Origin of the sequence: Streptomyces glaucescens (assembly GCF_002154375.1) — a bacterium.
GTDB lineage: Bacteria > Actinomycetota > Actinomycetes > Streptomycetales > Streptomycetaceae > Streptomyces > Streptomyces glaucescens.
In genome coordinates, this window is the sequence record NZ_MUND01000457.1 from 1 (window position 1) to 22172 (window position 22172).

Annotated in this window: 24 protein-coding genes, 1 tRNA gene and 3 pseudogenes; 18 read left to right on the forward strand and 10 right to left on the reverse strand. The window is 67.4% G+C overall.

Features of this window, described 5'->3' with window-relative positions:
• Positions 1–92: 92 nt before the first annotated feature.
• Both CCN42_RS27435 and CCN42_RS27440 read right to left on the reverse strand, forming a co-directional pair.
• On the reverse strand, positions 93–1589 hold the full coding sequence (locus tag CCN42_RS27435) for a hypothetical protein (RefSeq protein ID WP_086739616.1): 1497 nt from the start codon (positions 1587–1589) through the stop codon (positions 93–95).
• Positions 1586–2374, reverse strand: coding sequence for a hypothetical protein (locus CCN42_RS27440; protein WP_086739617.1), 789 nt, complete (start codon positions 2372–2374; stop codon positions 1586–1588). Before CCN42_RS27440 ends, CCN42_RS27435 begins: the two co-directional genes overlap by 4 nt.
• A 171-nt stretch (positions 2375–2545) precedes the next feature.
• Between CCN42_RS27440 and CCN42_RS44810 the strand changes: the two are divergent.
• Positions 2546–2672, forward strand: a pseudogene (locus tag CCN42_RS44810) (site-specific integrase); the annotation flags it as partial.
• 180 nt (positions 2673–2852) lie between these two features.
• Here CCN42_RS44810 and CCN42_RS27450 read toward each other — a convergent pair.
• Positions 2853–3224 (reverse strand): GIY-YIG nuclease family protein, encoded by a 372-nt coding sequence (locus CCN42_RS27450; RefSeq protein ID WP_245877481.1) that lies wholly within the window; start codon positions 3222–3224, stop codon positions 2853–2855.
• 485 nt (positions 3225–3709) lie between these two features.
• Between CCN42_RS27450 and CCN42_RS42185 the strand changes: the two genes are divergently transcribed.
• From CCN42_RS42185 to CCN42_RS27455, 3 genes are read left to right on the forward strand one after another with little or no spacing between them, the layout of a single operon-like run.
• Positions 3710–4681, forward strand: a complete 972-nt coding sequence (locus CCN42_RS42185; protein ID WP_143662025.1) for an ABC-three component system protein — start codon at positions 3710–3712, stop codon at positions 4679–4681.
• Between the two features lie 25 nt (positions 4682–4706).
• Positions 4707–4919: an ABC-three component system middle component 6 gene (locus CCN42_RS46220; RefSeq protein ID WP_422641192.1), complete on the forward strand. Its 213-nt coding sequence runs from the start codon at positions 4707–4709 to the stop codon at positions 4917–4919.
• Positions 4906–6651: an ABC-three component system protein gene (locus CCN42_RS27455; protein ID WP_086739621.1), complete on the forward strand. Its 1746-nt coding sequence runs from the start codon at positions 4906–4908 to the stop codon at positions 6649–6651. Before CCN42_RS46220 ends, CCN42_RS27455 begins: the two co-directional genes overlap by 14 nt.
• 489 nt (positions 6652–7140) lie before the next feature.
• Here the strand turns inward: CCN42_RS27455 and CCN42_RS27460 are convergent, their stop codons facing one another.
• The 4 genes from CCN42_RS27460 to CCN42_RS27475 all read right to left on the reverse strand — a co-directional run bounded on the left by CCN42_RS27460 (position 7141) and on the right by CCN42_RS27475 (position 8741).
• Positions 7141–7518, reverse strand: coding sequence for a hypothetical protein (locus tag CCN42_RS27460; RefSeq protein WP_086739622.1), 378 nt, complete (start codon positions 7516–7518; stop codon positions 7141–7143).
• The gene (locus CCN42_RS27465; protein WP_308035165.1) at positions 7515–7757 is read right to left on the reverse strand and encodes a hypothetical protein; all 243 of its coding nucleotides are present in this window, start codon (positions 7755–7757) and stop codon (positions 7515–7517) included. Before CCN42_RS27465 ends, CCN42_RS27460 begins: the two co-directional genes overlap by 4 nt.
• Positions 7758–7855: 98 nt before the next feature.
• On the reverse strand, positions 7856–8287 hold the full coding sequence (locus CCN42_RS27470) for an ATP-binding protein (RefSeq protein WP_086739625.1): 432 nt from the start codon (positions 8285–8287) through the stop codon (positions 7856–7858).
• Positions 8288–8333: 46 nt separating this feature from the next.
• Entirely contained in the window at positions 8334–8741 is a 408-nt protein-coding gene (locus CCN42_RS27475) for an NUDIX hydrolase (protein ID WP_086739627.1), read from the reverse strand.
• Positions 8742–8848: 107 nt separating this feature from the next.
• Between CCN42_RS27475 and CCN42_RS27480 the strand changes: the two genes are divergently transcribed.
• The 11 genes and pseudogenes from CCN42_RS27480 (at position 8849) to CCN42_RS27530 (ending at position 15931) form a co-directional block, all read left to right on the forward strand.
• Positions 8849–9634, forward strand: a complete 786-nt coding sequence (locus CCN42_RS27480) for a GntR family transcriptional regulator (protein ID WP_004986802.1) — start codon at positions 8849–8851, stop codon at positions 9632–9634.
• Between the two features lie 155 nt (positions 9635–9789).
• Positions 9790–10146 carry an SCO3933 family regulatory protein gene (locus CCN42_RS27485; RefSeq protein ID WP_004986804.1) on the forward strand — a complete coding sequence of 119 codons (357 nt, stop codon included), beginning with the start codon at positions 9790–9792 and terminating at the stop codon, positions 10144–10146.
• Complete coding sequence (locus CCN42_RS27490) at positions 10146–11525, forward strand: FtsK/SpoIIIE domain-containing protein (protein WP_086739629.1); 1380 nt, start codon at positions 10146–10148, stop codon at positions 11523–11525. The genes CCN42_RS27485 and CCN42_RS27490 overlap by 1 nt, the downstream gene beginning before the upstream one ends.
• 88 nt (positions 11526–11613) lie before the next feature.
• Positions 11614–12276, forward strand: a complete 663-nt coding sequence (locus CCN42_RS27495) for a DUF2637 domain-containing protein (protein WP_086739631.1) — start codon at positions 11614–11616, stop codon at positions 12274–12276.
• Positions 12277–12292: 16 nt separating this feature from the next.
• The gene (locus CCN42_RS27500) at positions 12293–12475 is read left to right on the forward strand and encodes a hypothetical protein (protein WP_086739633.1); all 183 of its coding nucleotides are present in this window, start codon (positions 12293–12295) and stop codon (positions 12473–12475) included.
• Positions 12476–12477: 2 nt separating this feature from the next.
• Complete coding sequence (locus CCN42_RS27505) at positions 12478–12669, forward strand: mobile element transfer protein (protein WP_086739635.1); 192 nt, start codon at positions 12478–12480, stop codon at positions 12667–12669.
• Between the two features lie 15 nt (positions 12670–12684).
• A pseudogene (locus CCN42_RS27510) lies at positions 12685–12877 on the forward strand (hypothetical protein).
• Positions 12878–12902: 25 nt separating this feature from the next.
• Positions 12903–13148 (forward strand): SpdD protein, encoded by a 246-nt coding sequence (locus CCN42_RS27515; protein WP_086739636.1) that lies wholly within the window; start codon positions 12903–12905, stop codon positions 13146–13148.
• A gap of 153 nt (positions 13149–13301) precedes the next feature.
• Positions 13302–14596, forward strand: a pseudogene (locus CCN42_RS27520) (replication initiator).
• Entirely contained in the window at positions 14589–14801 is a 213-nt protein-coding gene (locus CCN42_RS27525) for a helix-turn-helix domain-containing protein (protein ID WP_086739638.1), read from the forward strand. Before CCN42_RS27520 ends, CCN42_RS27525 begins: the two are co-directional and overlap by 8 nt.
• On the forward strand, positions 14801–15931 hold the full coding sequence (locus CCN42_RS27530; RefSeq protein ID WP_086739640.1) for a tyrosine-type recombinase/integrase: 1131 nt from the start codon (positions 14801–14803) through the stop codon (positions 15929–15931). Before CCN42_RS27525 ends, CCN42_RS27530 begins: the two co-directional genes overlap by 1 nt.
• A gap of 107 nt (positions 15932–16038) precedes the next feature.
• Here CCN42_RS27530 and CCN42_RS27535 read toward each other — a convergent pair.
• Both CCN42_RS27535 and CCN42_RS27540 read right to left on the reverse strand, forming a co-directional pair.
• Positions 16039–16111, reverse strand: a tRNA-Arg gene (locus CCN42_RS27535).
• Between the two features lie 80 nt (positions 16112–16191).
• On the reverse strand, positions 16192–17481 hold the full coding sequence (locus CCN42_RS27540; RefSeq protein ID WP_086739642.1) for a M6 family metalloprotease domain-containing protein: 1290 nt from the start codon (positions 17479–17481) through the stop codon (positions 16192–16194).
• A gap of 540 nt (positions 17482–18021) precedes the next feature.
• Between CCN42_RS27540 and CCN42_RS27545 the strand changes: the two genes are divergently transcribed.
• Positions 18022–18666, forward strand: a complete 645-nt coding sequence (locus CCN42_RS27545; RefSeq protein ID WP_086739644.1) for a TetR/AcrR family transcriptional regulator — start codon at positions 18022–18024, stop codon at positions 18664–18666.
• 124 nt (positions 18667–18790) lie between these two features.
• Positions 18791–20374, forward strand: a complete 1584-nt coding sequence (locus CCN42_RS27550) for an MFS transporter (RefSeq protein ID WP_169731536.1) — start codon at positions 18791–18793, stop codon at positions 20372–20374.
• Between the two features lie 107 nt (positions 20375–20481).
• Here CCN42_RS27550 and CCN42_RS27555 read toward each other — a convergent pair whose 3' ends face one another.
• Positions 20482–20994 (reverse strand): MarR family winged helix-turn-helix transcriptional regulator, encoded by a 513-nt coding sequence (locus tag CCN42_RS27555; RefSeq protein ID WP_086739646.1) that lies wholly within the window; start codon positions 20992–20994, stop codon positions 20482–20484.
• Positions 20995–21135: 141 nt separating this feature from the next.
• Between CCN42_RS27555 and CCN42_RS27560 the strand changes: the two genes are divergently transcribed.
• Complete coding sequence (locus tag CCN42_RS27560) at positions 21136–21927, forward strand: dioxygenase family protein (protein WP_086739648.1); 792 nt, start codon at positions 21136–21138, stop codon at positions 21925–21927.
• Positions 21928–22172 lie beyond the last annotated feature (245 nt).

Consider the following 22172-nt stretch of genomic DNA (forward strand, 5'->3'; position numbering starts at 1 on the left):
GACACATCCGATCAACTGACCAACCCATCAAAGAGACACGCGCTAGGCGTCGCTGGCTATAGACCCGGGGTGTTACAGCCACTCAGAGCATCCTAGTCTTCCAGGATGCTGTCGGCGCTCGACTGAGGCGCTTGGAGGATCCTCCGGACCCGGCTAGCCATCCCCCGCACCGGGAGGTAGATCCGTGTGCCGCTGGATCGGGCGGAGGTGATGAGTCCCGCTCCGGTGAGCCGCTGAAGTGCCTCCGGGACGAGCTCCCTGTGTTTGTCGTCCAGTCCGCGGAAAAGCGCGGACTCCTTTCGCCCCGTGCCACGCTGGGCGTAGACCTTCTTCAATATGGTGAGCAAAACCTTGTTCATCGGTGTTGTCTTGAGAGCGAGAATACCCTTAGCTGTCGAAATTTGCGCGTCAAACTGGGCCACTTCACAGTCGACGAAGCGGCTCTCCTGGAGCGCTGGCCACCCGGCCACCCCCGTCATCTGCCCGATGAGGCAGTTCTGAAAGTGCGGGAGCGTATATCCGCCATGGTCGGTTAGGTCCAATTCTTGGATCACGCAGTCATGGAAGCTCAGCCAGTCGTAGCTCTTGGCATCAGCGGTCAGCGAGAAGCTGCGAAGCTCGATCTCGTGCAGGGAGATCGAAGTGCGAGGCACCTCCTCGGGCCAAAGCCGCGAGGCGAGCCGGACGATATCCGCGATGACGGAGTCCGAAACCCCCCGGCGCTGGAAAGCCGCAGCGGACGAGTAGGCACCCCCCGAACTTGCGGCGCTTTCTCCTGCAAGCCGCACGGCGGCCACGTCGATGCCGACTTCGTCCAGGCAGGCGACGCTGCCTGTTAGCTCCAACAACGGGCTTTCCGTGTTGGGTTCGAGGACGCAGGCCACGACGTCACCCGCGCGGGCGGCGTCGGCGAGGGAGACGTCGACGAAGCGTCGTGAACCGTCGACGCTGTCCATGGCCCCGAGCCCGGGAAGTCGTTGTAGAAGTTGGTAGGAGCCCTCGTCGGGGGCGTAGCCGGTCACCGACTGGAAGACGGACGTCAGCTCGTCTTGTGAAATGGGCCCCAGACCGTCGGTGGAGCGTCGCGCTTGGGTGGCCAGCCGTTCCAGCACTTTGCGAACGGTGAACCCATCGACCCCTACCTCCATGCTGGCTTCCCGCTCTGCGATGCGATCCAGCATCATGTGCCAGCCCTCACCTGCCGAGCGGCCGAACGTGCCCTCGACGGATCCGTGGAGCGCGCTCGATGAGCCCAGGTAGCTCAGGAGGAGAGGACGAGAGGGCAGCCAGCCCGGGAGCGCGTCGTGCCATCCGTAGGCCTGGAGTATCTTCTTCGCCTGCTCCTCCGTCGGTTCGCCGGCCATCAGGAAGAGGGAGCTGCTACGGGCGCCGAGCGCGGTACGCATCTCGCGCTCGCTGTCGAAAAAATGCGCTCGCCCCGCGAGGACAACGGACGTTGAGGCCCGCGACTCGTCGCAGAACCGCCGCACAAGTTCAACAGACCGGCGGCGGATGTCGCGCATCGCTGACGTTTTGCCGATCCATCCAGGCGTCGCGATCTCGTCAAAGCCGTCCAAGATGAGCGTCACGTCGCCCGAACGCCATGCGCGGACCAACTGCGAGGGCGTGGGGAATCCAATGGCGCGGGCGTGGCGCTCCAGGGCCTCGACGGGTAGGACCTGGCCTTGGTGATCGCGCAGGTTGAGGAGGATGGGCAGGGCCGAAACGGGTTCTTGCGGTGGGACTTGGCCAGACGCTGGTAAAGCTCGCGGAGGAACATGCTTTTGCCAGCGCCGTAGTCGCCATACAGGAGGACGGACGTGCCGACCATCACTTTCTGGGCCACGCGATCGATCGAGAACGGTTCGCCGGTTCCGCTTTCCACTGGGTCGACCGCGACGTAAGGCTTGAGGTCGCTGTAGTCGCCGCTAGCCGGTTCGCGCGCGCTGCCGAAAGGGTAGGACGCGCGAAGCTCCAGGTACCGCAAAGAGTCGACGAGCTGGCTTCGAAGCTGGGCGAAGCTGCACGCGATGAGCGGCGGGCCAAATCCCTTGATGACCGTGCGTTGGTCGGCGGTGGGCTCGTCGCGCGTGACAAAAAAGCCCTTGACGGACTTGAACGGGTGCTGGCGGGCCATAGCCAAACACGCCTCTTGCAGCTTCTTGCCGTCCTTCTCCGCCTTGTCCTTGCGGCGGGAGACCGTGCACTCGACGATCGTGACTGAGTCCGGCCCGACGAAGACGCCGTCACGTTCGGCGGTGCCGATGTAGGTGGAACCCTGAAACTCGTTCTCCGGAGCGAAGAGCGCGCGAGATATGCGCAGGACCTCGGCCTCGAAGTCTGACTCGTCCTGCTGCTTCTCGTCCGCTGGCACGACAGCCCCCTCCCGAGCGTGTGTTCTGCGTCACACTATAGGCGCAGGTTAGGGGCCTGATCACCTGGTTCGCAGGAGCGTATACGTGCTGGGACGCCAGACGCGCCGGAGCCCCGGCCCGTCGTGATGCGGCCTGGAGCTTGGGGCGTCGAAGGAATCGTCCGGGAGGGGTGGACGCTGCGGGAGCTCCGGCAGAGCTTCCTGTCGACCCTCTCGGACAAAGGGAACCCCGCTTGAGGAGCCTTCCCGGTTGGTCGGCCACTCCAGTGCGGCCGTGACGGAAGAGGTGTACCGGAAGTAGATCCGCCCAGTGAGTCTTCTTGTCCTGGGTCTTGCCGGGGATCTTGATGAGCTGGATTTTCACTGGTCAGGGGGCAGTGTGGCCGTGCGCCTGGTGGTCGACGTTGGTCGTCATTGGCCACTGTCGAGCGACCTCGGACGGCCCAGAGACGGCCCAGGCAACGGCCCGTTCGGCGGCCTACGAGCTGATGGGCAATTCTCGTGCTCGCTGGCGGGCTTGGGCTCGTATCTCCTTCAGGCGACTGTGGAACGCGTTGTGGCCGTTCTGGTCGAGGTTCAGCGGGAGGTCGAGCTGGGAGATGAGCTGTGACTCCACGTCCCATGGTTCGCTCCGCTCGATCCAGCACACCTGCGCGTTATCCGCCATCCACTGGCTCAGTGTGGCTTCGCCAGCCTTGCCGAAGGTCATCCGCTTGCCGCTGCCCACGCGTCGTAGCTCTAGTCCGAGCAGGCATCCAAGGGTGAGCCGCAGCGTCGAGCCGGCTGCGTTGCCCCGATAGTGGTAGCGCACCCGCTTGCGCAGGTTCTGCGTGCTGGTCCGGTTAGCCATGTTCCGCGGGGCTATACCGACGTACAGCAGGCGCCCGGCGTCCAGGTCGGGGTGGGGCGGCTGCTCGAAGTGCCACCCGTAGACCCCTGCCGTCGCTGGTACAGGGCTTGGACGAACCAAGACCTCCTGGGCCGACCACAACTGATCGGGACTGACGAGAGCGGTAGCTTCCACGGCACCTCCAGGCGCGCGACGGCTGATCGTCGCAGGCTACTGGTTGCCGCTGACAGAACATCCCTGTGTCCATTAGCTCATCGTCGACACTCATAAGTGCCATGCCGTGAGCTGATCGGCTGAGACCACCTTCGTCAGGTACCAGTGTCAGCTCCCTGGCCATCCGTCAGTTCCTGATCTAGCGTCAAGTACCTGGTCTGCCTGGCAGGGCGGCACACGGATGGGTCAGGTTAGCCAATTTCAGGGTCGAACCTGGCGCAGGCCAGCGGTAGCCTGGAACGACGCGATCCACTGGGCCTACAGCAACACTCATGGGGGAAATGATGCTACTGACGCCAAACTGGCGCGATTGGTATCACTTTCGCCATCAACAGGCGTGCTTCCAATCTGGAGCCGCCTTCGAAGATTACGTTTCCCAAGTACTAACACACTTCCATGACGACTTCCTGAACCCGGCCCCTTCTGGCTCTCTCGGGGACGGCGGCTGTGACGGGCTGGCAGAGTCCGGAACGATCTTCTATGCATGTTATGGGCAGAGGCCAGCCCGCAACGCTGAGCGCGAGCTCGCGAAAAAGATTGAGTCCGACTTCATGCGCGGGATAGACCAGTGGGACACATTCCACACATGGAAGTTCGTCACTAATGCACCCATGGGGCCGGAATCATTGAGGTGCATCACCAAACTGCAGCAGGCTCACGGGCCAACCGCCGAAAGGCCGCTCACTATCCGAGCGGTTAATGAGGAAAGACTGTGGACTGATGTAGTGGGCACTTTTAGCGCTGCAGTTCTTGACACCCTTTTTCCTGGCGCACCCGGAATCGAGAATATAGAACTCTCCGACTTGCTGCCATTGCTAGACGCGCTTGGTACCGCAGGCTCCGCTACGGAGACCGGAGGACACATCCCCCCAGTTCCACCTACCAAGATGGAATTCAATGCGCTACCTGAAGCGAGCCGTCTTGAATTCAATGCAGGCAGGCTTCTCGCTCCCCGAATAGATCGTTGGTACGCTGAGTCATCAGACCCCGATCTCTATGATGCTCAAGGGGAACGATTTCGATCCCTCTACAAAGAGGCCAGATCGATCACAACTGAGCCCGCAGAAATTCTTGAGCGACTCTACGTATCCGTAGCAGGAGCCAACTTCCGGATGGACGGGAAGCGCGCCAATGCCGCGTTTGCTGTAGTTTCATATTTTTTTGATTCGTGTCACATTTTCGAGATGCCGACTATTGAGGGATCCGCATCCGGTGGGGAGGTCCATGATGCTTCTACCTACTAAAGGAGTGTCACCTGAACGGGCCCTCATGACGATCGGGTCGGAGATTCTCACAGACCTGCGGTATCCAATGTCAGTGTCTGCTCTCTGGGAAAAATACAACACTCGCCAGAATGCGGCGGATAATATCCATCGGATTACGTTCGACTGGTTCTCGCTCGCGCTAGCAGCCCTCTATGCAATGAAGGCTGTAGATGTGTCGGATGATGGCTACATCAGGACTGCCCATGTTCATCAGTAAGCTCACCTCTTCCGACGCCAGGTTCAAGACCCTACGTTTCCATGAGGGATTGAATATCCTCATTGCTGATCGCACCGAGGCATCGGAGCAGGGCGACAGTCGCAATAGCATCGGCAAAACGAGTGTAGTCAAGATTCTGCGATACGTTCTCGGCGGCGATCTGCCACTGGATTTCAAGGCGCCGGAACTATCGAATCACAAGTTCACAGTTACTTTCTTGATGCCTAACGAGAGTGACACAGCGAGCGAGACGGTCACCGTTACGCGTTCCGTTGCACGGAGTACGCGAGTTGACGTGTCAGGATGGTCAGCGACTGAAGGGGCTCGGGACCTCCATGTTGACACTTGGCGAGCATTGCTGACTCGTCACATTTTTCACATTCCCCCGGATGTAAGTAGGCCGACTGCTGGCCAACTTTGGGGCCAGCTTATTCGCACCTACTTCGGAAACCCAATCAAGGGACACCAGGCTGAAGCTGACTGGGAATCCGGGGTAAGGATCGGATACATGCTGGGATTGTCGCCAGAAATCTTGGGGAAAGCGGGAGATGTTGATCGCCTAACCAAGCAAGGGAAGGCCATCCGTAAAGCCGTTAAGGATGGCGCAATTGCGCATCTATCACTGGATGAACCAGCCCTCCGTGCTCAGCTCGCAACAGCCCGCCGGCACAGGGATCGCATGCAAGAGAGCATGCGATCTTTCAAGGTCGACGAACAGTACGCCAGCCATCAGCAGGAGGCCGATGGGCTCACCGCCTCGATTCAAAGGCTTAACGATGAAGCCTTGGCCCTGCAACGCCGATCCCGTGAGCTCGATGAAGCTCTACGGGATGAAGTAGTGGCTTCTGAGAGTAGCGAGCTCTCCGCGAGGCTTACGCGCGTATATGCAGAGATCGGTCTCGTGCTCCCCGATATCGTCAGTAGGCGATACGACGAAGTTGCAGCTTTTCACGAATCTGTCGTCAGTAACAGGCGAGCATTTCTCGAACAAGAATTGCACGCAATTGAGGCCCGTCTTAATGGTATTAATACGGAACGTCAGGCGCTCGATCGCTTGAGGTCCCAAGTGATGCAGATCCTGGAAGAGACGGTGGCGCTCGATACTTTTATGAGCATGCAACGGGATCTCGCTAAGCAGGAGGCGAATATCGCGGACCTCGAGAGGCGACTCGAAGACGCAATCTCAATCAGCACGATCAATGACACCGTTAAACTGCGGACTGCAGAAGTTATTGCTTCCGTGCGCACCGAAATGATTGAACGAGATCAAAAGATCGAAGAGTCGATCTCACTGTTCAGCGATCTCGGTGCAGAAATCTACACTGATCGCGAGGCGTCACTCCTGGTGTCAGTGACACCCAAGGGCATCCTTGGTGTTGTACCGAATATTTCTGGCGATGCCAGTGTTGGTGTTCGAAGTGTCGAGACTTTTATGCTTGACGTTGTCTGCGAGATTGCGGCTATCAAAGCAAAGCGAGCACCACGGATACTCGTTCATGACAGCCATCTCTTCGACGCCATTGACGGCCGGCAGGTCGCGTCTTGCCTGAATATCGGCGCGCGACTCGCTGAAGAAAACGGCTTCCAATATATCGTGACGCTCAACTCGGATTTTCTTGAGACTGTCGAAGCGCAGAGTGATGGCGCCTTCAATGCAGAGCCCTACATTCTTGACACTCGACTGACGGATGAGGATGACGAAGGAGGACTCTTCGGTTTCCGATTCGGGTGATATTTAGCAGAAGTATGCTCGGCTTTCGATATTCGTCCTGTCTCAATGACCGCGTCGCGCGCCGCTCTCAGCTCCCATCCCGTCTGCCGTCGACCCACACATCGTGGAGCAGGCGCGGTGCCTGGCGTCCAGGTGGAGCGCGCCACTGTACGAACGACCTGGACGCCAGGTGCCGTGTCTGCTCGGCTCTGCCTGGGTCGACGGCGGACGGGATGGGAGCCTCCACGCCCCGCCACACTCGGCCGGCACTCGCCTGCGGCGCCCCCGCCATCTCGGAGCCCGAGCGCCCCCGCCGGAGGCATGCCCTTCACCGCGGCCCCGGTGGTGCGGTACTCGCTTTGTAGCCCCGGCCCCGTCCTGTTGTGGGCGCGCGTCGGCGTAGCGTGCGCGGAGCGAGCCGAAGGCAGGAGCGCAGCGCGGCGCGGAGCCGGGAGCGCGCCCGGCGAAGCGGAGCGCAGCCGGGCTTGAACCAGTAGAGAAAGTTGTAACTCAGTCTGCGCGGTGGGGCTCAAAGCTGTGTGCGCATGCTGGAACTTCGGCGTCCTGCCTGTGTGCGAGGGGCAGGAAGAGCACTGGCCGGATCGTCCAAGTGATGCGGACGTCGGCATGGGTGATGGTCACCGTGCAGGGTTCGGAGCGCATCAGGGCTCTGCGGGTCTCGGCGCGCTCTTCGTACAGCCACGTCCAGGCTTCGTCCGACGCGTCGGAGTCGAGCGCCGGTGAGATGGTGCGGAGAGCGATGGCGACCCAGCGGTCTGCCTGGGGTGCCGAGTATGCGTCGAACGATGCCAGGCGCGCCGGCCCTCCCGTGCCGGTGACTTGCTCGGTCCGGCATTCGCACCAGTAGCCGCGGGTGGGCCCGTTCATGGGGTCGCTCCCGCCGGGTAGGCCAGCAGCACGTAGCGGGTGCTCTCGTCGTAGAGAGTGAGTTGGTACCCCGTGCCGCTGGTCAGGTAGGCGAGGGCCCGTTCGTGTTCGGCCTCGTCCGTCAGCCAGTGCAGGCCCGGCTGTGCGTATGCGGCGTCGAGCTGGTCGGTGATGTGCTGCGTGCGCTCGCGTAACCAGCGCAGTGCCAGGCGTGGGCTCGTGGCGTCGTGTGATCCCAAGGGGATGGAACAGACCTCGTTCAACGGGTAGGCCGCGGCTCGGCATCGATAGGGGAGAGGCTGGCTGCCTGTGTTCAGCGCTGCGGGAGGAGCGGACGTCAGCACGGGTGCCCTCCTGCCGACCTGGCATCGGTGAAGAGTTCCGCGGTGACCGTGTGGCCGCCGTGGCTGCCGTGGACGACGACCCGGTGAGCGAGTGCGCTGACCATGCCCAGGCCCCGGCCGTGCTCCGCCTCCTGGTCCTGGTGCTCGACCTTCGGCGCCGTGCCGGTGCTTCCGTCGTCCGTGACGGACAGGGCGATCACCTGCGGGGAGACCGCGAGGGCCAGATGGAAGCTGCCGGATGTCTGGCCGCTGGCCGTGTGGAGGATCGCGTTCGCGCTCAGCTCGCTGACGATCAGCTCAGCGTCCTCGGCCAACGGCGAACCTCGCAGGATGTCGCGGGTCCAGCGGCGGGCCCTGCTGACCTCTTCCGGGAATCCTGGGCAACTGAGCCCCCAGACCCGGGCGCTACTCGTATACTCGTGCATACAAGTTCCTTCGTGCTGGTAGGCCGCCATGTGCAGCGGGTTCGGGCTAGACGAGTTTCACGCCGTCGTGGGCGCGGACGGCCGGTGGGGACGCCGCGTCGAGTGCGTCAAGCACGCGGATCGCGTACGCCTCGTCGGCGAGTTCGATGACTTCTTCGCGGGTGGCCCAGCGCAGTGCGTGGGTCTCGTCCCCCGTGGTGGGAGTACCGTCGGCCGCCTGGCAGCGGAAGACGAGGGAGACGATCAAGCCCGTCATGTTCTTGTAGACGCCGGTCAGGGTCGCGGGAAGCTCGATTTTGATGCCGGTCTCTTCGAGGACTTCACGCTGGAGGGCTTCGGGGATGGTCTCCTCGCGTTCGAGGACTCCGCCCGGGGGTTCCCAGTGGCCGTTGTCGCGGCGCTTGATCAGGAGGGCCCGGCCTTGGTCATCGACGATGACCCCGGCGACGCTCACGGAGTGCGGGCGTTCTGTGCTCACGTTCCTCGGCCCTCTCGGCTGACTAGGCTCTCCACCGTAGCAACAACACTCGCCCACTCGTCTAGATACCTAAAGGAGTACGCATGGCGTCTCTACCGAGCATTCTCGGCGGCCTCGACCCGACCAGTGATCGTGCGGTCTTCCGGCAGATCGCCGACCAGCTGCGCGAGGCCATCGATCGTGGGCGATTCAAGGAGGGGGAGAAGCTGCCCTCCGAGGCTGAGCTGGTCGAGCACTACGGGGTCTCCCGGATGACGGTCCGGAACTCCTTCTCGATCCTCCAGGGCGAGGGCCTGGTGCACGCCGAGCACGGCCGGGGCGTCTTCGTCCGGCCCCGGCCTCCGGTGCGCCGTCTCGCCTCCGACCGGTTCGCCCGGCGCCATCGCGAACAGGGGAAGTCCGCGTTCATCGTGGAGGCCGACGCCGCCGGCAGTCACCCCACCGTGGACAGCCTGGAGGTGAAGGAGGAGAAGGCCAGCCAGGACATCTCCACCCGGCTCGGCTCCGTGCGGCGCGTGCTCGCCCGGCGTCGCCGGTACCTGCTCGACGGCCGACCGGTCGAGTTCGCCACGTCGTACCTGCCGCTCGACATCGCCCGCGGCACGCAGATCGCCGAACCCAACCCGGGCCCTGGTGGCATCTACGCCCGCCTCGAGGAATTGGGCCACCAGCTCGACCACTTCGAGGAGGAGATCCGGGCCCGGATGCCTTCGCCGTCCGAGGTGAAGACGCTGCAACTGGCCTCCGGTGTGCCGGTGATCCATCTGATCCGTACCGCCTTCGATACTGCGGGGCGGGCCGTGGAGGTCTGCGACACGGTGATGGCGGCCGACGCATACGTCCTCTCCTATCAGCTTCCGGCGACCTGATCGGCGGTGCGCGAGGCCACTTCTCCGGACTCGTACACACTGACATGCATACTCGTATAGACGAGTGGGCAAGTTGTGTGGCAAGGTGATCCCGGACTCGGCGCCGCTGGGTTCGAAGGATGCATCTTGTCTAGACGAGTAGATGGGAAGAAATCTTGCGCACCATCCGTGTGGAGACCTCGGCCGCGACGATCCTGCTGACCGAGGCGCCCGAGCCCAAGGTCCGCGACCGGCAGTCGGGCGAGATCGCGAAGGACGCCGTCAGCGGTGAGGCGCTGATGACGATCGGCGTCGTGTACATCGAGGAGGGGGAGTCGTCCCTGATCAAGGTGACCGTTCCGGAGAGCGGAGTGTCGGAAGGGCTCGCCCTCGGCGCCCCGGTCTCCCTGCCGGGCCTGGTCGCCCGGCCGTGGGAGAGCGTGTTCAACGGCCAGCAGCGCCACGGCATCGCCTTCCGGGCCGCCGCCGTCACTCCGGCCGCCTTCCCGGCCGCCGTGGGGGCGTCGGCCTGATGACCGACCTGGCAACGCTTCTGGAGGTGGGTGGTCCCGTCGCCGCGCTCGGCGGTGGGGCCGCCTACGCCCGGGCGCGACACCCCGGCGTCTACTGGTCCACGGTCGGCTTACCGGTGTCCACGGTCCGGCTGCTTAGCTCCTACGGCTCCGTCATGGAGGCGTGCGGGCTGACCGTGGCCCCCTCCCGGCTGCGGGTCCTGGCGGTCAAGGCCACCACCCGCCGTGAGGTCCGGCCCGTACCGCCGCGCCGGGGGATCATCCGGCCGACCACGACAGGGCTGCGGGTCCGCCTGCGGCTCGCCCCGGGGCAGGAACCCGCCGACGTGGCCGCCTCCGCCGAACGGCTGCGGCATGCCTGGGGCGTCCATGCCGTCTACGTGACCACGATCAAGCCGGGCGTGGTCGAACTGCGGCTCGTCGGCTTTGACGTGCTGCGGCGGGTGCGCATGCCACGCAAGCTCCGCCCGGACCTTCTCCGGGTGCCGGTCGCGCTGCGCGAGGACGCCACTCCGTTCGTACGCGATTACCACACCGTTCCGCACCAACTCACCCTCGGCGCCACGCTGTCCGGCAAGTCCATGTACCTGCGTCACCTCGTCGCCGGCCTTGCCCGTCAGCCCGTCGCCCTGGTCGGCATCGACTGCAAGCGGGGCGTGGAACTGGCGCCCTTCGCCCCGCGCCTGTCGGCGCTCGCCACCGACCCGGAGCAGGCCGCCGGGCTGCTGCCCGTGCTCATCAAGGAAATGGAAGACCGGTATGACCTGATCAAGGCCCGGCAGGGCATCGCGCCGAGCACACTGGACGAGGAGATCACCTCCGACATCTGGGGCCTGCCCGAGCACGAACACCCAGTGCCCGTCGTGCTGTTCGTCGACGAGGTGGCCGAACTCTTCCTCGTCGCCACGAAGAAGGACGAGGAACGCCGGGACGAGATGGTCACCCAGCTCATCCGGCTCGCCCAGCTCGGCCGGGCCGCCGGCATCTACCTGGAGGTCTGCGGACAGCGCTTCGGCACCGAACTGGGCAAGGGCGCGACCATGCTGCGGGCCCAGTTGACCGGCCGCGTCTGCCACCGCGTCAACGACGAAGCCTCCGCCAAGATGGCACTCGGCGACATCGTCCCCGAGGCGGTCGCCGCCGCCTGCGCCATCGCCCCCGAACGGCCCGGTCTCGCCGTGGCCGGTGACACCTCGGGCGGCTGGTCCCGCATCCGCATGCCGTACCTCTCCCTCGGCGACGCCGCCGAGACCTGCCGCGAGTCGGCCCACCTGGTCCCCGACCTGCCCGCGCTCCAGCCCTTCCGGCCCGACATCCCCGTACGGCCGCCTGCCGAGACACCGAGCCCGGTCGTACGACCCCGCCCGGTGACCGACTGACCCGCGTTCGTACGCATCCCCGGTCGGCGTGACCGCCTCACGCCATGTCCCTACCCCTCCCATGCCCGAACCCGGAAGGAGCCGCAGCATGCGCGCCCACCTGGCCCGCGTCGACGCGGTGCTCGTCCAAGCGGTCATCGCCGCCGCGCTGTCCTTCGCCCACCTGCACGACGCCGCCTCGGCGGCCGGACAGGACGGGTGGAAGGCGTGGGCCTATCCCGTCTCGGTCGACCTGCTGCTCGTCGCCGCCTGGCGCCGACTGCGCTCCGGCGACGCGAAAGCGGCTGGGTGGTGCTGGTTCCTGATCGCCCTCGCCGCGTCCCTCGGCGCGAACGTCGCCACCGCCGGACTGCTCGACCTGGACCATGTGCCGGCCTGGCTCCGCATCCTCGTCGCGGGCTGGCCCGCGGTCGCCTTCCTCGGCGGAACCCTCCTCGTCCACTCGTCGCCGACCACGCACGACGAGACCAGCGACGCCGTGGGCCAGGAGGTGCCCGAGGACATCGAGGACCAGGAGGACGCGCCTGATCCCGCACCGGAACCCCCGGCGCCTCCGGCAGTCGAGCCGGTACCGACTCCCGCCCCGGCCCTGCCGCCGGTCGCCGTCCCGGCCGCCCTGCTCGAGCACGCCCGCAAAGTCGCCGCCGAGCACCACGCCCGCACCGGAACGGCCATCGACACCCCGACCCTGCGCGCCCGCCTCGGCGTCCCGCCGCCCATGGCCGACGCCATCGCCGCCCAGCTCACCTGACCGACAAAGGAGAACCATGCCTCTCTGCTTCAACACGGCCGCCGACTACCTCGAAGCGGCCCGCGAGATGGCCGTAAGCGGTCGGTCGGCGCTCGCTCGGCTCCTCGCCGAAGAAGCTGCCGACCGCACGTCGGACCGCCGGGAGGCCGCCCGGATCCTGCGCGAGTTCCCCGGCCCCAGCCTGCGACAGGAGGACTGACCATGCCCGCACCGAAGCGTTTCCGCAACGTCAGCCGCATCGGCCCCGTCCAGGTCGGCACGTCCTACGACGGCCGCGGCCGGGAGAAGCACACCGCCGCCTGCACGGCCCCGCGCTGCGGCTTCTCCGCCGACTACGACAGCCGAGCCGCCGCCGAACTGGCCGCCCGTACCCACCGCTGCCCCGCACGCTGAAAGGACCCGCACACCGTGACCATCAGCCTGCCCCTCGTCGTCCTCCTCGGCTTCTTCGCCTGGGGAACGGTCAAGTTCCTCGGCGTCCGCACGTGGATCGTCGTCCTGATCGCCCTCTTCGGCTTCTGGCTCTCGGACACCTTCATGGCCCCCGCCATCGAGTCCGAAACGCTCCGGCGTGGACATCGTCAACAGCTCACATAACTAGACGAGTAGATAAGGGGAGCTTCGCCGTGTTCCTGCCCAAGTACCCCGACAGCCCGACACCGCCGCCCGCACACCCCCACATCGTGGCCGACCAGGCCCCGGTCCGGCGGCCGGCCCCTCGGATCTCCGTCAGCACCGGAGCGGTCGCGGCCGTCCTCGTCGGCGGTGTCGTGCTGACCGCGCTCCTGGCCGCCGTCGCCGTCACGGCCGTCTCCGTGGCCGTCGCCACCGTGGTCCTGCGCTCGCTGCTCCGCGACCAGCACCGCCGCTGACGCACCGGACCCCCGGGGCGGCCTCGATACCGCCAAGCATCCGCCGCCCCGGGGGCCGTCTCCCTCCAGCCGAACCAGAAGGAGAAAGCCATCATCACCCGCGCCACTCCGCCCCCGCTCCGCGAACTCGGCGAACTGGCCGCCCTCGGCACCATGCCCGCACTCCTGCGTCAGCTCGCCGGCCTCGGCGGTTGCACGCATCCGATCCGCCTCGACGCCACCGCACCGAGTAGGCCGTCGACACCCGCACCGGCGAGATCGGCCGCGTCCTGCACCACCTCGACTCGGCCGACCTCCCGGCCGGCCAGCTCCTCGTCCGCTGCAACAACCGGCGCACCACCCGGTGCGCGGCCTGCGCCCAGGTGTACCGCCGCGACACCTTCCACCTGATCACCTCCGGACTGCGCGGGGGCAAGGGAGTCCCCGAACACGTCGCCGCCCACCCGCGCGTCTTCGCCACCTTCACCGCGCCGAGCTTCGGCCCGGTCCACAACCGCCCCACCGGCCCGGCCGGATCGGTCCGCCGCTGCCGCTGCGGCGCGCTCCACGACCAGGACGACCCCGCCCTCGGCACCCCGCTCGACCCGGACACCTACGACTACGAAGCGGCCGTGCTGTGGAACGCGCACGCCGGTCCGCTGTGGCGGCGCTTCTCCATCTACCTGCGCCGGGAGGTTGCCAAGCGCGCCGGCCTCACCCAGCGGGCCTTCCGCGAGTACGCCCGGGTGTCCTTCGCCAAGGTCGCCGAGTACCAGAAGCGCGGGGCCGTCCACTTCCACGCCGTCATCCGCATCGACGGCCCCGAGGGCGGCGACACCCCGCCTCCCGCCTGGGCCACCGCCGAGCTGCTGACCGACGCCATCCGGGCCGCCGCCAACGCCGCCCGCGTGGACGGCCCGGTCATCGACGGCCGGGCCCACACCTTCACCTTCGGCCGTCAGCTCGACGTCCGCACCATCCGCTCGGCCGACTTCGACGGCGGCCAGGAGCTGACCGAACGCGCGGTCGCCGCGTACATCGCCAAGTACGCGACCAAGGGCGCCGAGACGGCGACGGGAGCTCTGGACCGGCCGCTGAGGTTCCTCGCCGAACTCGCCCAGCTCGACATTAGTGACCACGCCCGCCGGCTCATCCGCACCGCCTGGACCCTCGGCGCCCGCAAGGACCTCGAACACCTCCGCCTGCGGGCCTGGGCCCACATGCTCGGCTTCCGCGGCCACTTCTCCACCAAGTCCCGCCGCTACTCCACCACCCTCGGCGCCCTCCGCGACGCCCGCGCCGAATGGCGCCGCGCACAAGCCCTGGCAGTGAACGAGACCGACCCGGACACGACCCTCGTCCTCGCGCACTGGGTCTTCGCCGGGACCGGCCTCACCGACGCCGAAGCCTGGCTCACCGAAACCCTCGAACCCGCCCCCGGAACGGAAGGAGAACCCACCCATGGCTGACCGCTACCTGACCGTGGCGCAGGTGGCCGAACTCCTCGGCACCACGGAACGCTTCCCGCGCCGCCTGATCGCCGAGCGACGCATCGTGTTCGTCAAGGTCGGCCGTCACGTCCGTATCCCGGAGAGCGCACTGAACGCCTTCATCGACGCCAACACGGTGCAGCCGATCGGTGACCGCCGCAGCTCCCTGGGGAGGGCTGCCTGATGGCGAACAAGAAGGGGAGGCGCCGGGACTTCGGATCAGTCCGACAGCTTCCATCCGGTCGTTGGCAGGTCCGCTACCGGGACCCAGAGACGGGGCAGCTGCGTCCGGCGGAGAAGACGTACGCGACCAAGACCGATGCCCAAGTTGCCCTGACTCACATCGAGTCGGACATTGCGCGCGGGCAGTGGTCGGACCCGGACGCCGGGGCGGTGAACTTCGAGGAGTACGCCACCGCGTGGCTGCGGGACCGGAAGCTCGCCGACCGCACCCGTGAGCGGAACGAGTCGGTGATGCGGCTGTACATCCTGCCCACCTTCGGGGCCGGGAGCGTGGCCGATGTGACGACGGCCCGGGTACGCGGCTGGCGCGGCAAGCTCCTCGCGGCCGGCGTCGGTGAGCCGTCGGTGGTCAAGGCGTACCAGCTGCTGCGTGCCCTGATGAACACGGCCGTGGACGACGAGCTGATCCGGCGCAACCCGTGCCGGATCAAGGGCGCGGACCGCTACGACGTGCCCGAGCGGCCGGTCCTCACGGTGGCGGAGGTCTTCGCCGTCGCCGACTCTATCGCGCCGCGCTACCGGCTGCTCGTGCTCCTGGCGGCCTTCACCACCCTGCGGTTCGGGGAGCTGGCGGCCCTGCGGCGACGGGACGTCGACTTGGAGGGGCTGACCGTCACCGTGCGCCGTGCTCAGGCCGAGCTGCAGGACGGCCGGCTCTTCGACAAGGCACCGAAATCCGCGGCCGGGGTGCGCTCCGTCTCCTTCCCGGCCGAACTGCTGGACGCGGTCACGCATCACCTGGAGCACTTCGCCGCTCCCGGCCGCGACGGGCACGTCTTTGTCGGGCCCCAGGGCGGGCAACTGCGGCGCAGCAACTTCCGCGACGACTGGGTCAAGGCCCGGAAGGCCGCGGGCGTCACGGCCGAGCTGCACTTCCACGACCTGCGCCACACGGGCAACACCCTGGCCTCGACGGCCGGCGCCAGCACGCGGGAGCTGATGACGCGCATGGGACACAGCAGCTCCCGGGCCGCGCTGATCTATCAGCACATGACCAGCGACCGGGACCGGGCCATCGCCGATCGGCTCGGGGCCATGATCCGCGACGGCGGGGGAGGGGCCTCCGGGTAGAGGATGTGGCTTCCGCGTGGCATTAGTGGCACGCGTGTGGCACGACCCCGGACACGACGAAGGGCCAGCCTGGGAGGAAACCCCTCCTGAGCTGGCCCTTTGCGCTGTGCCCCCGGCAGGATTCGAACCTGCGACACCCGCTTTAGGAGAGCGGTGCTCTATCCCCTGAGCTACGAAGGCGTGGTGAGGGTGGGTAGTGCCCGTGTCACCGCCGTCAGTGTAGCGGGCGCTCCGGGGCGTCGGGGGAGGCTCCCGGGAGGTCAGTGGCGGGTGACGCGGATGGTGTGGTTGCCCTTGCCGTCCGCCGAGGTCACCGAGATGTGGATGCCCCGCTTGGGATCCTTGAAGGTCTCGCCGGGGGAGAAGGGGGCGTCGGAGAGTTCCGCGTGGACGTTGGGGCTGCGGGTGCAGCCGCCGCTGTCCCGGCGGGAGTCGTAGACCCTGACCGGGCCCTGGCCGGTGTCGACGGTGGAGTCGACCTTGTAGACGAGGACGCCGGGGCGGCACACGGCCTCGTCGTTGCCCGCGCGGGTGCGCAGTTCGACGGCGTAGCCGGTGCGGCGGTCGAGGGGGACGAAGAGGAGTTTGGGGCCGCCGGGGTGGGCGAGGGGGGTGAGGGTGTGTTCGGTGGTGCCGCGGGCGGAAGCGCAGGACACCTGGGCCGCGTCGAGCCAGCCCAGCTTCCACTTGTGCCAGCCGAGCAGGTCGTTGTTGGCGCCCCAGTCCTCGCTCATGATGTCCCAGTGGCCGACGGCGGCCCCGCCTTCCTGGGTGTAGAGGTCGGGCAGGCCGAAGACGTGTCCGTTCTCGTGGGGCAGGACGCGGTAGCCGTTGCGGGCGTAGGTGCCGGATCCGTCGTCCTGGCGGGAGTAGACGAAGGACGCGTTGGCGACGGGTACGCCGTCGGCGGTGGGGGCCTCGGCGTTGCCGGCGAACGTCACGGACAGGACGGTGTCCAGGGCGGACGGCCCTGCGTTGGGGGTGACCAGCACGTTCAGGAGGTCGTACGACGAGAAGTCGACCTTCGCGTCGGCCGCGGCCACGATGTCCTGGATCAGCTTGCGGTAGCCCGGCTCGAAGGGCGCACCGCGCTCTATGCCGTACGCCTCGAAGGGCTGGGGCATGCGCAGCCAGTGGCGGATGGGGGTGTCCGGACGGTAGTCCAGGCGGCCGTAGGAGCTGGTGCGGAACCACTCCTGGGTCTGCGGGAAGAACTCGCGGAAGCGGTCGAGCGCCTTGCCGCTGCCCTGCGCGTCCGGGAAGTCGATCATCAGGGTGAGGGCCCGGACCGTGCCGGTGGAGGGGGAGTAGCCGCCGGGGGTGGGGATGCCCTCCGTCATCTGGACGTCCGGATGGCTGTTGATCATGCAGGGGGCGAGTGCGGAGGTGTGGGCCGCGCTGATCGGGCGGGCCCCGGCCGCGGCCGGGTCGTGGGGGATGTGGCCGGCGCCGGCGGAGGTGCTGACCACTGCCGTCAGTGCGGTCACCGCGGCGAGGGCGGCCCCGCGCCGCATACGCCGCCCGGTCGCGGGCTCGTTCCCCGCTGCCATCTGAGGTTGTCCGTGCCGTTGTTCCGACGTCGGTTGCGTCTCGTGCCGTTCCCGCGCCGTCGGTTCCGGCCGGGGCCGTTGTTCCGACGTCGGTTGCGTCTCGTGCCGTTGTGCCGACGCCGGTTGCGTCTCGTGCCGTTCCCGCGCCGTCGGTTCCGGCCCGTGCCGCTCCGATGCCGTCGGTTCCGGCCTGTGCCGCTCCGATCCCGTCGGTTCCTGCGCGCGCCGTTCGCGTCGGGCCCGGCGTATGCGTCGGCTGGACGGCTGCGGCTGCATGCATGGACCTTTCGCTCCAGGCAGCCGCCGTTCTCCGGCTGCACCCTGCGATCACCCTGTGACGCGAGGGGGCCGGGCGCGCGTTGGACGAGACCGATCGTGGGTTTCCCGGCGGTAGCGATGTGATTCAGGTCACGTCAAATTGCTCCACCTGCGGGAAATAAGCGGGGATCGAATCCCCGTTTAACCCAGCGTCCGAGTGAAACGGGGACTCCGTCCCCGGATCGCCCGGCGCGCAGAACCCCATCGACCGAGGAGCACGCCGTGCAGACCGCCACCCCCGCGCGCCGCAAGGCGACCCGGCCGCGCGCCGACGCCCTGCGGAACCGGGAGCGGATCGTCACCGCCGCCCGGGAGATGTTCGTCGAGTTCGGCCCCGACGTGCCGCTCGACGAGATCGCCCGCCGTGCCGGGGTCGGCAACGCCACGGTGTACCGCAACTTCCCGGACCGGGACTCGCTGGTCCGCGAGGTCGTCTGCTCCGTCATCGACCGTACGGTGCACGCGGCCGAGCAGGCCCTCGCGGAGACCGGCGACGCCTTCGCCGCCCTGGAGCGCATCGCGCACGCCGCCGCCGACGAGCGGATCAGCGCGCTGTGCCCCATGGTCAGCAGCACCTTCGACCAGAATCACCCGGACCTGGAAGCCGCGCGGCAGCGCTTCGAGGAGCTGGTGGGTGAGGTCATGGACCGGGCCAAGACGGCCGGTCAGCTCCGTCCCGACGTCGGTGTCGGCGATCTGATGGTCGCCGTCGCCCAGCTCAGCCGGCCCCCGGCCGGTACCGCCTGTCCGAGCGCCGACCGCTTCGTCCACCGTCATCTCCAGCTGTTCCTGGACGGGCTGCGGGCTCCGGCCCGCTCCGTACTGCCGGGCACGGCCGTGACCATGGAGGATCTCCGCCGGTCCTGACCTCCCGAACGACCTGACCTCAGCGTTTCCCGGCCGTCGACGATGACGCGCCGTCCCTCGTCGATCCCTTTTTTCGTCCCTTAGCTCGCTTTTTCCGTCACGAACTTCCGAAGTGGGTACCTCCATGTCTCAAGCAGCCGCCAAGGCCTCCTCCGGCCCCGGCTCCGCCTCCGATCACTCCGGCATACCCGCCCCTGATCCAGGGCGCTGGAAAGCGCTCGTCTTCATCGCGCTCGCCCAGCTGATGGTCGTGCTGGACGCGACCATCGTGAACATCGCCCTGCCCTCCGCCCAGCAGGACCTGGGCATCTCGGACGGCAACCGCCAGTGGGTGGTCACGGCGTACGCCCTCGCCTTCGGCGGGCTGCTGCTGTTCGGCGGCCGGATCGCCGACCTGTGGGGCCGTAAGAACGCCTTCCTCGTCGGCCTGGCCGGTTTCGCCCTGGCGTCCGCGCTCGGCGGCGCGGCCACCAACGAGGCGATGATGTTCGGCGCCCGCGCCCTGCAGGGTGTCTTCGGCGCGCTGCTCGCGCCCGCCGCGCTCTCGCTGCTCGCGGTGATGTTCACCGACGCCAAGGAGCGCGCCAAGGCGTTCGGCATCTACGGTGCGATCGCCGGTGGCGGTGGCGCCGTGGGTCTGATCCTCGGCGGCTTCCTCACCGAGTACCTGGACTGGCGCTGGACGTTCTTCGTCAACATCCCGTTCGCCGTGGCCGCCGCGGCCGGTGCCTGGCTGGTCATCCGTGAGCCGGAGGGCAGCCGGAACCGCTCCCCGCTCGACATCCCGGGCGTGATCCTGTCCACCCTCGGCCTGGTCGCGCTGGTCTACGGCTTCACCCGCGCCGAGTCCGACGGCTGGAGCGACACGGTCACCGTCGGCATGTTCGTCGGCTCGGCCGTGCTGCTGCTGGCGTTCGTGCTGGTCGAGGCGAAGGTGAAGGCGCCGCTGCTGCCGCTGCGCGTGATCACCGAGCGCAACCGCGGCGGTGTCTACCTCTCGCTCGGCCTCGCGATCATCGCGATGTTCGGCCTGTTCCTCTTCCTGACCTACTACCTGCAGATCGTGAAGGGCTACTCGCCGGTCAAGACCGGCTTCGCCTTCCTGCCGATGATCGCGGGCATGATCACGGGCTCCACCCAGATCGGCACCCGTCTGATGACCCGGGTCGCGCCCCGGCTGCTGATGGGCCCGGGCTTCCTGGTCGCCGCCCTCGGCATGCTGCTGCTGACGCAGATGGAGATCGACTCCTCGTACGCCGCCCTGCTGATGCCTGCGATGCTGCTGCTGGGCCTCGGCATGGGTACGGCGTTCATGCCGGCGATGTCCCTGTCCACGCAGGGCGTCGAGGCGCGGGACGCCGGTGTGGCCTCCGCGATGGTGAACACCTCGCAGCAGGTGGGCGGCGCGATCGGTACGGCCCTGCTGAACACGATCGCCGCCTCGGCCACCACGTCGTACATCGCCGACCACCTCGGCTCGGCGACCTCCCGCTCCCAGCAGCAGCTGGTCCAGCTGGAGGCCATGGTGGAGGGTTACACCAGCGCCATCTGGTTCGCGGTCGGCATCCTGGTCGTGGCCGCGGCGATCGCCCTGACCTTCGTCAACGCCGGCCGTCCGGGCGGCACCACCGTCGCCGGCTCGGGTGCGGGCTCCGGCTCGGGCGCGACGGCCGAGGACGAGCTGCCGGTGCCGGTGATCGCGCACTGAGTACCGGCTCCGCACCGGGCTCCGCACCGGAGTGGACACTGATCGGGGGCCGCAGGGCTCCGTACCGCTCCACACCGGACTCCGCCCGGCTCAGGTGATCCGACGGCTCACCTGAGCCAGGGCAGGTCCGCTCCCGCTTCGCTGGGCTGAAGTCCCTCGGCGACGATCGTCATGATCTCGCCGAGGGACTTCTGCTGTTCGGGGGTGAGCCGGTCGAAGACGGCCTGGCGTACGGCGGCCACATGGCCAGGCGCGGACCGGCGCAGCACCTCCATGCCGTCCTCGGTGAGGACGGCGAACTGGCCCCGCTTGTCGGAGGGGCAGTCCTCGCGGCGGACCCAGCCGTTCTTCTCCAGGCGGGCGACGGCGTGCGAGAGCCGGGAGCGGGTGATCTTGGCGTACTTGGCGAGTTCGGTCATCCGCAGCCGGCGGCGCGGGGATTCGGCGAGCTTCACCAGGAGGCCGTAGTACACGTGGGGCATTCCCGCGTCACGCTGGAGCTGACGGTCGAGATGGTCCTCGAGCAGGGTGGCGGCCTCGATGTACGAGCGCCAGACGTGCTGCTCCTCGGCGGTGAGCCAGCGGGGCTCCGCGGGTCCGGGTGCGGGTGCCGTGTTCATGGTTTCCACTCTACGAGGCCCCTCCTTGAAGGTTGAACAAATGGGGCGTACCGTGTGAGAAGTGAAGCTTGAAGCTTCAAGTATATGTCCCGTCGGTTGCCGCCCGTACCTTTCCTGGTTCTCCGGAAGGAGTCACCGGACATGTCCGCCGCCACGCAGGAGCGCATGCCCACGCTCTACCTCAGTCACGGGGCCCCGCCGCTCGCGGACGACCCGGTCTGGCCCGCCGAACTGGCCGCCTGGTCGGCCGCCCTGCCGCGGCCCAAGGCGATCCTGATGGTCTCCGCCCACTGGGAGGAGGCCCCGCTCGCCCTCGCCGCCACCGAGACAGTCCCTCTTGTCCACGACTTCTGGGGCTTCCCCGAGCACTACTACCGCGTCCGCTACGAGGCCCCCGGCGCCCCCGCGCTCGCCGAGTCCGTGCGCAAGCTGCTGCGTGCCCCCGGCATGCCCGTCCAGGACATCCCGGACCGGGGCCTCGATCACGGCGCGTACGTCCCGCTCGTCGAGATGTACCCGGACGCCGGCATCCCGGTCCTCCAGATCTCCCTGCCCACCCTCGACCCGGTGCGGCTCATGGAGATCGGCCGCAAGCTGGCGCCGCTGCGCGACGAGGGCGTGCTGATCGTCGGCTCGGGCTTCTTCACCCACAACCTCGCTGCCCTGCGGCACACCGGGCCGGGCGTGCCCGGCTGGTCGGCCGAGTTCGACGACTGGGGCCGGCGGGCGCTGGCGGCGCGGGACGTCGACGCCCTGCTGGACTTCCTGAACAAGGCCCCGGCGGGCCGCTACGCCCATCCGCGCACCGAGCACTTCGCCCCGCTCTTCGTGACCCTGGGCGCGGCGGACGCGGCCGGTGAGCTGGCGGAACAGAAGTCGGTGATCGACGGGTTCTGGATGGGGCTGGCCAAGCGGTCCGTGCAGTTCGGCTGAGCGGAGCAACCTTCGGGGCGGTACGGCTCGTCTCCCCGGGTGAGGAACCCGGCGCCGGTGTGACGGCTGTCTCAAGCGCAGGGGTGGGGGAGGGGTCGGCGGGAACCCGGTGAAGGGGACCGATTCCCGGTGTGACCTGCGGCTCCGCTGTCCCGACGGCATCATGTCGGGCGATGTGGTCGGACAGGGTACTGCATGATCAGAAAAATTGAGGGGCGGCTTGGGAATTCTGTCCGGATTGCAGT

Coding starts and splice junctions, on each gene's coding strand:
- CCN42_RS27450 (WP_245877481.1), bottom strand. CDS start 3,224: ATGGCTAACCGGACCAGCACGCAGAACCTGCGCAAGCGGGTGCGCTAC.
- CCN42_RS42185 (WP_143662025.1), top strand. CDS start 3,710: ATGGGGGAAATGATGCTACTGACGCCAAACTGGCGCGATTGGTATCAC.
- CCN42_RS46220 (WP_422641192.1), top strand. CDS start 4,707: ATGACGATCGGGTCGGAGATTCTCACAGACCTGCGGTATCCAATGTCA.
- CCN42_RS27455 (WP_086739621.1), top strand. CDS start 4,906: ATGTTCATCAGTAAGCTCACCTCTTCCGACGCCAGGTTCAAGACCCTA.
- CCN42_RS27460 (WP_086739622.1), bottom strand. CDS start 7,518: ATGAACGGGCCCACCCGCGGCTACTGGTGCGAATGCCGGACCGAGCAA.
- CCN42_RS27470 (WP_086739625.1), bottom strand. CDS start 8,287: ATGCACGAGTATACGAGTAGCGCCCGGGTCTGGGGGCTCAGTTGCCCA.
- CCN42_RS27480 (WP_004986802.1), top strand. CDS start 8,849: ATGGCGTCTCTACCGAGCATTCTCGGCGGCCTCGACCCGACCAGTGAT.
- CCN42_RS27490 (WP_086739629.1), top strand. CDS start 10,146: ATGACCGACCTGGCAACGCTTCTGGAGGTGGGTGGTCCCGTCGCCGCG.
- CCN42_RS27495 (WP_086739631.1), top strand. CDS start 11,614: ATGCGCGCCCACCTGGCCCGCGTCGACGCGGTGCTCGTCCAAGCGGTC.
- CCN42_RS27500 (WP_086739633.1), top strand. CDS start 12,293: ATGCCTCTCTGCTTCAACACGGCCGCCGACTACCTCGAAGCGGCCCGC.
- CCN42_RS27505 (WP_086739635.1), top strand. CDS start 12,478: ATGCCCGCACCGAAGCGTTTCCGCAACGTCAGCCGCATCGGCCCCGTC.
- CCN42_RS27525 (WP_086739638.1), top strand. CDS start 14,589: ATGGCTGACCGCTACCTGACCGTGGCGCAGGTGGCCGAACTCCTCGGC.
- CCN42_RS27530 (WP_086739640.1), top strand. CDS start 14,801: ATGGCGAACAAGAAGGGGAGGCGCCGGGACTTCGGATCAGTCCGACAG.
- CCN42_RS27540 (WP_086739642.1), bottom strand. CDS start 17,481: ATGGCAGCGGGGAACGAGCCCGCGACCGGGCGGCGTATGCGGCGCGGG.
- CCN42_RS27550 (WP_169731536.1), top strand. CDS start 18,791: ATGTCTCAAGCAGCCGCCAAGGCCTCCTCCGGCCCCGGCTCCGCCTCC.
- CCN42_RS27555 (WP_086739646.1), bottom strand. CDS start 20,994: ATGAACACGGCACCCGCACCCGGACCCGCGGAGCCCCGCTGGCTCACC.
- CCN42_RS27560 (WP_086739648.1), top strand. CDS start 21,136: ATGTCCGCCGCCACGCAGGAGCGCATGCCCACGCTCTACCTCAGTCAC.